The 12,910-nt window shown below is 60.9% G+C and carries 14 protein-coding genes; 5 read left to right on the forward strand and 9 right to left on the reverse strand.

The window, feature by feature from the left end:
• Window position 1: 1 nt before the first annotated feature.
• Window positions 2–811 (reverse strand): ABC transporter substrate-binding protein, encoded by an 810-nt coding sequence (locus BHE81_RS02630; protein ID WP_002890106.1) that lies wholly within the window; start codon window positions 809–811, stop codon window positions 2–4.
• Between the two features lie 334 nt (window positions 812–1,145).
• On the opposite strand from BHE81_RS02630, the gene BHE81_RS02640 reads away from it, so the two are divergent.
• Complete coding sequence (locus BHE81_RS02640; protein ID WP_002890108.1) at window positions 1,146–1,316, forward strand: hypothetical protein; 171 nt, start codon at window positions 1,146–1,148, stop codon at window positions 1,314–1,316.
• A gap of 116 nt (window positions 1,317–1,432) precedes the next feature.
• Here the strand turns inward: BHE81_RS02640 and BHE81_RS02645 are convergent, their stop codons facing one another.
• Genes BHE81_RS02645 through BHE81_RS02665 form a run of 5 tightly spaced genes read right to left on the reverse strand, consistent with a single transcriptional unit; the run spans window position 1,433 to window position 5,964 of the window.
• Window positions 1,433–2,128 carry an ABC transporter ATP-binding protein gene (locus tag BHE81_RS02645; protein WP_002890126.1) on the reverse strand — a complete coding sequence of 232 codons (696 nt, stop codon included), beginning with the start codon at window positions 2,126–2,128 and terminating at the stop codon, window positions 1,433–1,435.
• Window positions 2,121–2,903, reverse strand: a complete 783-nt coding sequence (locus BHE81_RS02650) for an ABC transporter ATP-binding protein (protein WP_004151354.1) — start codon at window positions 2,901–2,903, stop codon at window positions 2,121–2,123. Before BHE81_RS02650 ends, BHE81_RS02645 begins: the two co-directional genes overlap by 8 nt.
• On the reverse strand, window positions 2,890–3,939 hold the full coding sequence (locus BHE81_RS02655; RefSeq protein ID WP_004144594.1) for a branched-chain amino acid ABC transporter permease: 1,050 nt from the start codon (window positions 3,937–3,939) through the stop codon (window positions 2,890–2,892). The genes BHE81_RS02650 and BHE81_RS02655 overlap by 14 nt, the downstream gene beginning before the upstream one ends.
• Entirely contained in the window at window positions 3,939–4,838 is a 900-nt protein-coding gene (locus tag BHE81_RS02660; protein ID WP_002890128.1) for a branched-chain amino acid ABC transporter permease, read from the reverse strand. The genes BHE81_RS02655 and BHE81_RS02660 overlap by 1 nt, the downstream gene beginning before the upstream one ends.
• Window positions 4,839–4,857: 19 nt before the next feature.
• Window positions 4,858–5,964, reverse strand: coding sequence for an ABC transporter substrate-binding protein (locus tag BHE81_RS02665; protein WP_004147267.1), 1,107 nt, complete (start codon window positions 5,962–5,964; stop codon window positions 4,858–4,860).
• Here BHE81_RS02665 and BHE81_RS28005 point away from each other — a divergent pair.
• Window positions 5,957–6,100, forward strand: a complete 144-nt coding sequence (locus BHE81_RS28005; RefSeq protein ID WP_004144596.1) for a hypothetical protein — start codon at window positions 5,957–5,959, stop codon at window positions 6,098–6,100. The two genes, BHE81_RS02665 and BHE81_RS28005, sit on opposite strands and share 8 nt — an antisense overlap.
• 439 nt (window positions 6,101–6,539) lie before the next feature.
• Here the strand turns inward: BHE81_RS28005 and eutC are convergent, their stop codons facing one another.
• From eutC to eat, 3 genes are read right to left on the reverse strand one after another with little or no spacing between them, the layout of a single operon-like run.
• Complete coding sequence (gene eutC / locus BHE81_RS02670; protein WP_023302249.1) at window positions 6,540–7,316, reverse strand: ethanolamine ammonia-lyase subunit EutC; 777 nt, start codon at window positions 7,314–7,316, stop codon at window positions 6,540–6,542.
• Window positions 7,313–8,701, reverse strand: coding sequence for an ethanolamine ammonia-lyase subunit EutB (locus BHE81_RS02675; protein WP_004183139.1), 1,389 nt, complete (start codon window positions 8,699–8,701; stop codon window positions 7,313–7,315). The genes eutC and BHE81_RS02675 overlap by 4 nt, the downstream gene beginning before the upstream one ends.
• 9 nt (window positions 8,702–8,710) lie before the next feature.
• Window positions 8,711–10,090, reverse strand: a complete 1,380-nt coding sequence (eat, locus tag BHE81_RS02680; protein ID WP_004177284.1) for an ethanolamine permease — start codon at window positions 10,088–10,090, stop codon at window positions 8,711–8,713.
• A 62-nt stretch (window positions 10,091–10,152) separates the two neighbouring features.
• Here eat and BHE81_RS28010 point away from each other — a divergent pair, with 62 nt between their 5' ends.
• The 3 genes from BHE81_RS28010 (at window position 10,153) to mmuM (ending at window position 12,692) form a co-directional block, all read left to right on the forward strand.
• The gene (locus BHE81_RS28010) at window positions 10,153–10,281 is read left to right on the forward strand and encodes a hypothetical protein (RefSeq protein WP_004217023.1); all 129 of its coding nucleotides are present in this window, start codon (window positions 10,153–10,155) and stop codon (window positions 10,279–10,281) included.
• Window positions 10,282–10,363: 82 nt separating this feature from the next.
• Window positions 10,364–11,773, forward strand: a complete 1,410-nt coding sequence (gene mmuP, locus BHE81_RS02685) for an S-methylmethionine permease (protein ID WP_023302248.1) — start codon at window positions 10,364–10,366, stop codon at window positions 11,771–11,773.
• Entirely contained in the window at window positions 11,760–12,692 is a 933-nt protein-coding gene (gene mmuM, locus BHE81_RS02690) for a homocysteine S-methyltransferase (protein WP_004144601.1), read from the forward strand. Before mmuP ends, mmuM begins: the two co-directional genes overlap by 14 nt.
• Window positions 12,693–12,910: the final 218 nt, after the last annotated feature.

The raw sequence follows: 12,910 nt of genomic DNA on the forward strand, positions 1-12,910 counted from the left end.
ATTATTTCGCTTCTATGGTAAAGGCGCGCGGCTGCGGCGTTTTGGTGGCAGGGCCAAACCAGACATCGTAAATTTTCGCGGCTTCGCCGGTTTTCTCCAGCTTCACCAGCTCATCGTTGACGGCCTTCAGCAGGGCCGGTTCGCCTTTCTTCACGCCCACGCCAATCTCTTCTTTGCTGAGCAGGTCGGGCAGAATTTTAAACTTGGCTTTATCCGGCGCTTCCGCCAGCAGACCGGCGAGGATGGTGCTGTCCTGGGTGATGGCCTGGACGTTGCCGTTGCGCAGGGCGGTCAGGGCCAGCGGAATATCGTCATAGGAGAGGACGCGAGCCTGCGGGAAACGCTGGTGCAGGGCCTGTTCGCCGGTGGTGCCTTTCACCGCGCCGATGCGCGCTTTGCTGTACTCATCGAGCTTATCCGGAGAGCCGGCCGGCACGAGGAACTGCTGGCCGGTGACGAAATACGGCGTTGAGAAATCAATAACCTGGGCCCGCTCCGGGGTGATGGTAATGTCGGCGACGATCAGGTCGGCTTTGCCGGACTGCAGCAGCGGAATACGGTTGGCCGGGTTGGTGGCCACCAGCTCGAGTTTGACGCCGAGCGCTTTCGCCAGCGCCTGGGCAAAGTCGACGTCGTAGCCGACGATATGGTGGGTTTTGGCGTCCACGGAGCCGAACGGCGGGTTGGCGTCGAAGGTGGCTACTTTTACGACGCCAGCGGCTTTGATATCAGCCAACTGGTCCGCCTGTGCCTGCGAGGCGAGCAGCAGCATACCCAGCGCCAGTGCGATTTTTGTGGTTTTATTGCGCATAGTTTTTCCCCTGAATCCCTGTTTTGTTTTGTGGACATCACGCTCCCACAAATTGCCCGTCGGCGGCAAAGAAGAAAAAATTCTTATCTATAACCAAAAAGAACTTAACAAACCTATGGGTATTCTTTATGCGCCGCTGGCGTTTTACCAGGACGGCAACGACTGCCGGGCGATCCCCTCTCCCTCAGGGAGAGGGCCAGGGAGAGGGGGATAGGACCGGGGGTAATATGCGCCAGCCAGGATTGCAAATTCGGAATTAATATTTCCCGCGCCCGGCCAACTGTGGTTGAAATAGACCCAGGCGATTCGCTTCCCGACAGAGGAGAAAACGAAAGTGGCATTGTGGCAACGGTTAACGGGCTGGCTGGCTTTTTTGTCCAACGGTGAAGCCGGACAGCAGGATACCCAGCGCGTCATGGAGGCGATCCTGCCGGTAGCCAGCCTCTACGGCGTGGACATTGGCAACGTGGAAACCCGGTGGTTCCGTCATGATAAGACATACTGAGCGACGCAGGACGCGAGAAGCCTACTGGAACGAGGTGTGCTTTGTGTAGCAAGAGACTGCCTGAGGTTGCGGCCTCGCAGGAGGCGCCGCCGCAGCCCAGGCAGTTTTGACCATGCCTATCCCCCCAGATACATCCGCTTAATTTCCGGATTAGTCAGCATCTCCCGCGCCGCGCCTGACAAGGTGATCCGGCCATTCTCCAGGACATACGCCCGATCGGCGATCGCCAGCGCGGCCGTCGCATTCTGCTCCACCAGCAGCACCGTCATATTCTCTTCGCGCAGTTGCTTAATGATGCCGAACAGCTCGCCGACAATTTTCGGCGCCAGCCCGAGGCTCGGTTCATCCAGCATCAATAACACCGGCTCGCTCATCAGCGCCCGGGCGATGGCCAGCATCTGCTGCTCGCCGCCGCTCATGGTGCCCGCCATCTGATGGCGCCGCTCCTTGAGCCGCGGAAAGAGGGCGTACATGCGATCGCGCAGGCGGGCGTAGCCGGCGAGATTATTGTAAGCGCCCATGCGCAGGTTCTCTTCGATGGTCAGGTTGGTAAAGACGCGCCGTCCCTCCGGCACCAGCGCCAGCCCGCGACGCACGATCTGGTGGGTCTGGCTGCGTGAGATATCGTCGTTGAGGAAGCTGACGCGCCCACTGGAGCGCACCAGGTTGACGATCCCGTTCAGGGTGGAGGTTTTACCGGCGCCATTGCTGCCGATCAGGGTGACGATTTCCCGGTCATAGACATCGATATCGACGCCCTTCAGACCCTGGATCACGCCGTAAAAGACCTTCAGTTCCCGGGCGTTAAGCATAATTGGCTTCTCCCAGATAAGCGGAAATGACGTCCGGATGCTGGATCGCCTCGGCCATCAGGCCGCTGAACAGCGGCTTACCGTACTCCAGAACCATCACCCGCTCGCACAGGCGGTTGACGAAGGGCATATCGTGCTCGATTAACAGGACGCTTAGCTGATAGTCATGGCGCATGCGGAAGATCAGCTCCGCCAGATCCTCGGTCTCCTTCGGGTTCATCCCGGCGGCCGGCTCATCGAGCAGGAGCAGCTTCGGCGCGGTGGCCAGCGCGCGGGCGATCTCCACTTTGCGCTGGTTGCCATAGCTTAGGTTTGTGGCCTGCATATGGGCGAAGTGGGCGATGCCGATATCCTCCAGGATGGCCATCGCTTTGGCTTTCGCCGCCCGCTCGGCCGGAAAGTAGCGACCAATATGCAGGGCCGCCTCCAGCAGCGAATAGCGGCTGGCGCGGTCGAGTCCGACCATCACGTTCTCCAGCACCGTCATGGAGTTAAACAGGCGGATATTCTGGAAGGTGCGGGCGATCCCGGCGTTCACCACCTGGTTGGGCTTCAGCCCCTTCAGCGACGTGCCCGCCAGGGTGACGCTGCCGCTGGTGGGTTTATAGTTGGCGGTAATGACGTTAAACAGGGTCGTTTTGCCCGCGCCGTTAGGGCCGATAAGGCCAAAGATCTCCGCCTCGTCAACATGGAAGCTGACGTTGTCGATGGCCCGCAGGCCGCCGAACTGCATGGTGACATCCTGCACCTGCAGGATAACGTTATTTTCCGCCATAGCCGCCGCTCCTTCTTCCGGTCTGCCAAATCTCTTTTTTCCCCAGCAGCCCCTCGCGGGCGAAGAGCATGATGATCAGCAACAGCAGGGAGAAGACCACCATTCGCAGGCCCGGGTACGCGCCGAGATCGTGACCGAAGAACTGCAGCGGCTGATCGAGGAAGCGCAGCCACTCGCCGCTGCCGACCACCAGCACGGTGCCGAGCAGGGCGCCGGTGGTGCTGCCGAGCCCGCCGAGGACGATAATAATCAGCAGCTGGAAGGTGAGCATAAAGTCGAACAGCCCCGGGGAAATGGTGGTCAGCAGGGAAGCCAGCAGACCGCCGCCGATCCCTTCGAAGAAGGCGCTGGTGGCGAAGGCGCAGGTTTTAATGCGGAAGGTGTTGACCCCCATGGCGATCGCCGCATCTTCATCGTCGCGAATAGCTTTCATCATCCGGCCATACTTCGACCACACCAGCTGGAGGATCATGCCGGTGGCCAGCAGGGCGAACAGCCCGCACCAGAACAGGAGATGCGGCTGCTGCGGAATATCGTTCAGCCCGATGGCGCCGTTGGTGATTTGCGGGTTGTTAATGGCGAGGATCTTGATGATAAACCCAAAGCCGAGGGTGACAATGGCCAGGTAGTCGCCACGTACCCGGAAGACCGGCACGGCGAGGCACACCGCCAGCGCCGCCGCGCACAGGCCGCTTATCAGCAGGGCAGGGAGGAAGCCCGCGTGCAGGCTGAGGATCCACGGGCTGGGGGCGGCCATTTCAAACATGTCTACCTTGCTATCGCTGGAGAGGATCAGCAGGGCGGTGACGTAGGCGCCCACCGCCACGAAGCCGTTCGGCTCCAGCGACAGCTGGCCGGTCACGCCGTTGATCAGGTTGTAGCTGACCGCGAGGATCATAAAGATAAAAATGGTGCTGATGACACGAACAATGTAGTCATTGAAAACCACGTTGATTCCGGCCAGCAGCGCGATACAGATGACAATAATGACCAGGTTGCGCAGCTGCGCCCCGGCGGTCGTCGTCGCGTTGAGCATCAGAAACGGCTCCTTTCCAGACGTTCGTCGCCCATAATGCCGACCGGGCGGAACAAGAGGACCAGAATCAAGAACAGGAAGGCGAAAGCGTCTTTATAGCCGCCCAGTTCGGGGAAGATCGCCACGGCGACCACTTCGGTAAAACCGAGGATAAAGCCGCCCAGCACCGCGCCGGTGACGCTGCCGATCCCGCCCAGCACGGCGGCGGCGAAGGCCTTCAGGCCGATAAGCACGCCCATCAGGGGATCGATCGTCGGGTAGCTGATGGAGTAGAACACGCCGCCGAGCGCCGCGAGACTACTGCCGAGGGCGAAGACCAGGGAGATGATCCGGTTGGCGTCAATGCCCATCAGGCGCACGGTGTTGACGTCAAAGGCCACCGCGCGGATCGCCATCCCATAGCGGGTGCGGTACAGCAGCCAGAGGATCGCCAGCAGCAGCAGGACGGTGATCAGCGGCACAATCCACGCCACGTTGGTAATGATGACGCTGCCGAAGGCCCGGGTCTGGTTGAAAAAGTCAGGGGCGGAGAAGAAGCGCGAGCTGCCGCCAAACAGTACGTTAAACAGGTTTTCGAGAAAGAAGCTGACGCCGATGGCGGTGATCAGCATGGAGATTTTCGAGGCCTGACGCAGCGGACGATAGGCGACCCGGTCAATCAGCATACCAAACAGGCCGCACAGCCCGAGGGTCAGGAAAACGGCTACCCCGAAGGGTAGCCCAACCGAAGAAAATAAAAACAGCGTACTAAACGCGCCGACCATCATCACGTCCGCATGGGCGAAGTTGATCAGCCGCAGCACGCCATAAACCATCGTATAACCGATGGCAATCAGGGCGTACATGCCCCCAAGACTCATTCCATTGACCACTTGCTGGAGAAAAATGGCGCCGTCCATTTTGTAGCCTCGTCACAACTTAAGGGTTAACCACGGTACGAAACGCCAGCTTGCCATCTTTCACTTCGTTGATGACCGCGCTGCGAATGGCATCGCCGTTCTGTAACGTCAGCGTGCCGGTCACCCCCTGGAAATCTTTGGTGGCGCGGATTTTTTCATTCACGCAGACCCGATCGTGGGGATCGCTGCACTGGTTCATGGCGTTGACGATGACGTTATAGGCGTCCGCCGCCATTGCGCCCCAGGTATGGGTCGGCTGCTGGTATTTGGCTTCCCAGGCTTTGATGAAGGTTTCCCCCGCCGGGGTCTGCTCTTTGGCGTTCGGCGAGTAATAATCGGTGGTCATATAGCCGTTGACCGCGTCTTTACCGACATCGAAGAAGACCTGATCCGCGGCCAGACCGTCGCCGCCCACCACCGGTTTGTTGAGCCCCAGTTGTTTAGACTGCACGGCAATCAGCGCCCCTTCGGTGTAGTAGATCGGCATGTAAATCATGTCGACATTCTTCGCCTTGACGCTCGCCAGCTGGGCTTTAAAGTCCTTGCTGCCGCCCGGGGCCTGGACCTCGATGGGAATGGTGCCGCCGTTTTTCAGGAACTGGGTGCGGAACGCTTTCGCCAGGCCGACGGAGTAGTCGTTGCTGCTGTCAAACACGATGGCGGCGGTTTTGGCTTTCAGATCGCGGGAGGCCAGATTGGCCCCGACCACCCCCTGGAAGCTGTCCGAGAAGCAGACCCGGCTGACGTAGGGATGGTTGCGGGTGACGCGGTCGTTGGTGGCGGTGGAGGAGACCAGCGGCGTTTTGCTGTCGTCGGCGATTTTGGTCATCGCCAGGGTGTTGGAGGAGGTGACTTCCCCGATCACGGCATCCACTTTATCGCTGGAGACCAGGCGCTGCATGGCGTTGGCTGCTTCGACTTTGTCGCTTTTATCATCGATAACGATAAGCTTGATGGTATCGCCATTTTTTAACGTCGGGGTGATGGCCTGAATAATGTCCAGCCCTTTCTGCGACGGCTGGCCATAGCCGCTGAGGGCGCCGCTCAGGGGTAATACCACCCCGATTTTAATTTCCGCTGCCTGCGCGCTGCTGGCGCCGACCAGCGCGGCAACCAGCGTGGCCATTAAAGACGCTTTCCCGGAAAACGATTTCATTGGTATTTCTCCGTCGGTCGATTATTTATCTTTAACCATCAATGACTGCATAACATTGAGGAATAATGCGCCAGCGTATCCGGCGAATTATTGGCTGTTATGTTGAATAGATAACGAGATATATACCCTAAATAATTCGAGTCGCATGAAGGCGGCAAGTAAGCGAGTCCCCAGGCGCTTACAGAAGTAAGTGACTGGGGGAGAGAACGCAGCCAACGCACATGCAACTTGAAGTATGACGGGTATTTTTAATGCGCTGATTTACCTTACAACGTCCGTTTCGTTTTTACTCATGCAATATTCTTATTACCTGCAGGGAAGGGCATAAGGCTGGCGACAACACGGTTTTTGGTACGGTGAAAGCATTTTGCCGGGGGGCGACTGGCGCCTTACCCGGCCTGAAAAATACGCCATATAAACCGCTGGCACGGCTTCCGTAGACCCGTACCAGCGAAGCGCCGCCGGGCAATTTCAGCACGCGGCGGAATATAAAGTCAGGTGCACAAGATAATATTAAAAATCTATTCTGCTGCTCGCGTGACTTATTATTTTAAAGGGGGCAACGGTTTTATTTTACCATGCAGCGCCGGATTATCGCTTTCATCTTTCAGACCCACCCCGGTAAGCCGACGCCAAAAAGCCTGCTCCAGCAGCCAGGCCAGTTTAAAGGCGGCGGCGTCATGGCTTAATCCCTCCGGCCGAATATTGGAGATACAGTTGCGCTCAGACTCCAGGCGCTGACGATGAGGCTGCCAGGTGAGGTAGACGCCGAGGCTGTCCGGCGAGGAGAGACCCGGTCGTTCGCCAATCAGGATCGCCACCGCGCGGGCTTTCAGGGTTTCGCCAATATCATCCCCCAGCGCCACCCGCGACTGATGCGCCAGCACCACCGGCGCCAGGCCGATACCCAGCGTCCGCAGATAGGGCAGCAGGGCGCGGATCAACGGCACCGCCTGGCGCTCTACCGCCCAGGAAGAGAGGCCGTCGCCGATCACCAGCAGCAGGTCGGCGGGGCGGACGCCGCTGGCGGCGAGGTCGGCGCGACACTCATCGGCGAGCTGCCGCCCGAGATCCGGGCGCCGCAGATAGGTATGACGGTCCGGCGCGGCGCTGTGCACCGTCAGGGCCTCGAGGCCGAGCGCCGCCAGCGGCGCCACCAATTGTTGGCTGGCGAACGGCTGATGAATGGCATCCCGCGCTCTGGCATGGGCCAGACCAAAGTTGAGGACTTCGCGGGTCGGCAGACTGGCGCCGCTGCGCCCCAGGGCGATCCGCGCATCGGTAAATTCACGCAGCGGGTTCCAGGCATCGGGACGGTTCATACGGAGGCTCCTTGCGGCAGGACGGACAGCAGCGGATGGCGGGCGTCGGTGAGCCGCAGCGCGCCATGCGGATCGATAATTTGCATTTTCGCCAGCCAGTCGGCGAACTCCGGGGCATGCTTTAAGCCCAGCAGGCGACGGGCGTACAGCGCGTCATGGAACGAGGTGCTCTGGTAATTGAGCATGATATCGTCCGCTCCGGGCACACCGATCAGGAAGGTGAGCCCGGCGGCGCACAGCAAGGTCAGCAGGGTGTCCATATCATCCTGATCCGCTTCCGCGTGGTTGGTATAGCAGACGTCGCAGCCGATCGGCAGGCCCATCAGCTTGCCGCAAAAATGATCCTCCAGCCCGGCGCGAATAATCTGCTTGCCGTCGTAGAGATACTCCGGACCAATAAAGCCGACCACCGTATTGACCAGCAGCGGTTCAAAGTGGCGGGCGACGGCGTAAGCCCGCGCCTCGCAGGTCTGCTGGTCGACGCCGTGGTGGGCGTTGGCCGACAGGCAGCTCCCCTGGCCGGTCTCAAAATACATCACATTGTTGCCGAGGGTACCGCGCCTGAGGCTCAGGGCCGCCTCGCGGGCCTCCTGCAGCATGGCAAGATTGATGCCGAAGCCGCTGTTGGCCGCTTCGGTACCGGCCACCGACTGGAACACCAGATCCACCGGCGCGCCGCGCTCAATCAGCTGCAGCGTATTGGTCACATGGGTCAGAATGCAGGACTGGGTAGGGATGGCGAAGCGCTGAATAATATCGTCCAGCATGACGTTCAGCTGCGCCAGCACCGGTAAGCTGTCGCTGGCCGGGTTGATGCCGATCACCGCGTCCCCGGCGCCGTACAGCAGCCCGTCGAGCATACTGGCGGCGATGCCTTTCAGGTCGTCGGTGGGATGGTTGGGCTGCAGGCGTACGCTGAGGTGGCCGGGCAGGCCGATGGTGTTGCGAAAGCGCGTCACCACCTGGCATTTGCTGGCGGCAAGGATCAGATCCTGATTGCGCATCAGCTTACTGACCGCCGCCGCCATCTCCGGGGTGATGGCGCGGGCGACCCGCTGCAGCGTGGCGGTATCGGTAGCATCATCCAGCAGCCAGTCGCGAAAATCGCCGACCGTCAGGTGACGCAGGGCGGCAAAGCCCTGCGCATCATGGGTGTCGAGGATCAGGCGAGTCACTTCGTCCTGCTCGTAAGGGATAAGCGGGTTGTCGAGAATGTCGGTCAGCGGCACCTCGGCGAGGGCCATTTTCGCCGCCATCCGCTCTTCGGCTGAGGTGGCGATAATCCCTGCGAGGGCGTCGCCGGAGCGGGCCGGCGACGCTTTCGCCATCAGCGTTTTCAGACTATCAAAGCGCCATACCTGGCCCGATAGCGTGGTTTTATACATGCCGCCTCCTCAGGAGACCGTGCGCAGTTGAGGATCCACTGGCGCCCGTTCACGGGCCGCTGCGGTTTTGCGGAACCACAGGTAGCCGCCGAGCATCATCGCCGCGAAAATCAGCGCCAACAGCAGGTTATACCAGACCATCGCCACCAGGCAGAGCACCGCCATGCCGAGGGCAAAGGCCGGCGCCAGCGGGTAGAGCGGGGCGCGGAACGGACGGATCAGCTTCGGCTCGCTACGGCGCAGTTTGAACAGCGCCGCCATGGAAGTGATATACATAACAATAGCCCCAAATACCGACATGGTGACGATGCAGGCGGTCAGCGGCATGCCGCTGATGGTGATCAGCGAGTCGGAGAAGATCGCGGCGATCCCCACCACGCCCCCGGCGAGGATTGCCAGATGCGGGGTGCGGGTGCGGCGGTTGAGGGAGGCCAGCCCGGCGGGCAGATAGCCGGCGCGGGCGAGGGAGTAGATCTGCCGCGAGTAGCCCATAATGATGCCGTGGAAGGAGGCGACGAGGCCAAACAGCCCCAGCCACACCAGCATATGCAGCCAGCCGCTGCCGTTGCCCACCACCGTCTTCATCGCCTGGGGCAGCGGATCGTTAATATTGGACAGCGCGCGCCAGTCGCCGACGCCGCCGGCGAAGACCATCACGCCGATCGCCAGCACCGTCAGCGTCAGAATGCCGCCGCCCAGGGCGCGGGGAATGGTGCGCTGCGGATCTTTGGCCTCTTCGGCCGCCATGGAGGCCCCCTCAATGGCGAGGAAGAACCAGATGGCGAACGGAATGGCGGCGAACATCCCCGGCAGCGCCAGGCCGCTGAAGCTGTCCGCGCCCGCCCAGCCGTTAGTGGTGAAGTGGCTCCAGGAGAAGCCGGGGGCGACCACGCCCATAAACACCAGCAGCTCGAAGATGGCCAGCAGGGTGACGATCAGCTCGAAGGTGGCGGCGATGCCGACGCCGAGAATATTGAGCGTCATAAAGATCACGTAGGCGCCGCAGGCGACCCATTTCGGATCCAGCGCCGGAAACTGCACGTTGAGGTAGGCCCCGATGGCCATGGCGATGGCCGGCGGGGCGAAGACGAATTCAATCAGGGTGGCAAAACCAGCGATAAAGCCGCCGGTGGGCCCGAAGGCGCGGTAGGCATAGGCGAAAGGGCCGCCAGCGTGCGGGATGGCGGTGGTCAGCTCGGTAAAGCTGAAAATAAAGGCGCAGTACATGGCGGCGACCGCCAGGGCGACGACCATAAACCCCATCGTGCCCGCCTGCGACCAGCCGTAGCTCCAGCCGAAGTACTCCCCGGATATCACCAGTCCGACGGCGATCCCCCATAAACGAAAACTACCGAGCGTTCTTTTTAAGGTGGTGGTGTGCTCTGTCATACGTATTGCCTCGCCAGATAGAAAGGTGCTGAACGACAGGCTGCAAAGAGAGTGCCAGAACGTTGCCTGCCGCGATAAGGCGTCAGTCCGTGGCGCGCCCGCTGGCGCTGCGCAAAAATGGGGCAGGCTGCACGCTATCGGCGCGCGCCCTGGTGCAGCGGCTTTGCTTTTTCAGCGGCGGCACGGTATAACACTTCTTCTTTTGGATGTTTAGATGTCTATACGTTTATACGCAGCATGACCCGGGCAAGCGGGCTGGCGTGAGAAAATAAAATGCAAAGCACAACACAACAACAAGGTGGGCAGCTGAAGCGCACCATGAAAACGCGCCATCTGATCATGCTGTCGCTCGGCGGCGTGATTGGCACCGGCTTATTCTTCAATACCGGCTATATCATCTCCACCACCGGCGCGGCCGGGACGCTGCTGGCGTATCTGATTGGCGCCCTGGTGGTCTGGCTGGTGATGCAGTGCCTTGGCGAACTGTCGGTGGCGATGCCAGAGACCGGCGCCTTCCACGTTTACGCGGCGCGCTATCTTGGCCCGGCGACGGGCTATACCGTGGCGTGGCTCTACTGGCTAACGTGGACGGTGGCGCTGGGGTCGAGCTTCACCGCGGCGGGATTCTGCATGCAGTACTGGTTCCCGCAGGTGCCGGTCTGGATCTGGTGCGTGGTGTTCTGCGCAGTGATCTTCGGCCTTAACATCATTTCGACGCGCTTCTTCGCCGAAGGCGAGTTCTGGTTCTCGCTGGTGAAAGTGATCACCATCGTTGCGTTTATTATTCTCGGCGGCGCGGCCATTTTCGGCATCATTCCGATGCAGGATGGCTCCCCGGCGCCGGGCCTGCGCAATATCACCGCCGAAGGCTGGTTCCCGCACGGCGGCCTGCCGATCCTGATGACCATGGTGGCGGTGAACTTCGCCTTCTCCGGGACGGAGCTTATCGGCATTGCCGCCGGAGAGACGGAAAACCCGCATAAGGTTATTCCGGTTGCCATCCGCACCACCATCGCCCGGCTGATTATTTTCTTTATCGGCACCGTGTTTGTGCTGGCGGCGCTGATCCCGATGCAGCAGGCGGGAGTGGAGAAAAGCCCCTTCGTGCTGGTGTTTGAGAAGGTGGGCATCCCTTATGCGGCGGACATGTTCAACTTCGTGATCCTGACGGCGATCCTGTCGGCGGCTAACTCCGGCCTGTACGCTTCCGGGCGGATGCTGTGGTCGCTGTCGAACGAGAAGACGCTGCCGGCCTGCTTTGCCAAAGTCAATAAACGGGGCGTGCCGGTGACCGCCCTGTCGGTGAGTATGCTGGGCGGCGTGCTGGCGCTGTTCTCCAGCGTGGTGGCGCCAGATACGGTGTTTGTCGCGCTGTCGGCGATCTCCGGTTTTGCGGTGGTGGCGGTGTGGTTGAGCATCTGCGCCTCGCACTTTATGTTCCGCCGCCGCCATCTGCAGCAGGGTAAGGCGCTGAACGATCTGCAGTATCGCGCTCCCTGGTATCCGGTAGTGCCTGTTCTGGGCTTTGTGCTGTGCCTGGTGGCCTGCGTGGGCCTCGCTTTTGACCCGAGCCAGAGAATTGCGCTGTGGTGCGGGATCCCCTTTGTGGCCCTGTGCTATGGTGCCTGGTATCTTACTCGTTCACGGAATATGACTCAGGAGCCCCAACATGTCGCAGACTAATCCGTTTACCGCCCTGCTTGCCGCCCAGCCTTTCGTGCTGCTGGACGGCGCCATGGCCACCGAGCTGGAGGCCCGCGGCTGCGATCTGGCCGACAGCCTGTGGTCGGCGAAAGTGCTGCTGGAGAACCCGCAGCTGATCCGCGATGTGCATCTCGACTACTTTCGCGCCGGGGCGCAGGTGGCGATCACCGCCAGCTATCAGGCCACTCCGGCGGGCTTTGCCGCGCGCGGGCTGGATGAGGCGCAGTCCCGGGCGCTAATCGGCAAAAGCGTCGAGCTGGCGCGCAAAGCGCGCGAGGCGTACCTCGCCGAGAACCCGCAGGCCGGTACGCTGCTGGTGGCCGGTTCGGTGGGGCCGTATGGCGCGTTTCTCGCCGACGGCTCGGAGTATCGCGGCGATTATCAGCGCAGCGCGGCAGAGTTCCAGGCCTTCCACCGCCCGCGCGTCGAAGCGCTGCTGGATGCCGGCGCCGACCTGCTGGCCTGTGAAACCCTGCCGTCATTCGCTGAGATCCAGGCCCTGGCGGCCCTGCTGCAGGAGTATCCCCGCGCCCGTGCCTGGTACTCCTTCACGCTGCGTGACGCCGAACATCTCAGCGACGGCACGCCGCTGCGCGAGGTGATGGCCGCCCTGGCGGATAACCCGCAGGTGGTGGCGGTGGGGATCAACTGTATCGCCCTGGAAAATACGCCCGCGGCGCTGGCGCATTTGCACAGCCTGACGGCCCTGCCGCTGGTGGTCTATCCTAACTCCGGCGAACATTATGATGCGGTGAGCAAGACCTGGCACCATCATGGCGAAGCCTGCGCCAGCCTGGCGGATTATCTGCCGCAGTGGCTGGCGGCCGGGGCGAAGCTGATCGGCGGCTGCTGCCGCACCACGCCGAAGGACATCGCCGCGCTTAACGCGAAGCGCTAAATTTTTGCCGGGTGGCGCTGCGCTTACCCGGCCTACATATTGCGCGAACCGGATGCTGGGTAAGGCGTAGCCGCCGCCCGGCGCCAACCATCTGCAACTAACTCACCGCACAAAACCAACTATCCTTTCCCGCTTTTGTTCTAAAAACGATTCGCTATTAGCCAGAATTTTTAATTACTTCATCTCCATCCTGATGCCGGAAATACTGCACCTATAAC

The organism is Klebsiella sp. AqSCr, assembly GCF_008452795.1.
GTDB lineage: Bacteria > Pseudomonadota > Gammaproteobacteria > Enterobacterales > Enterobacteriaceae > Klebsiella > Klebsiella pneumoniae.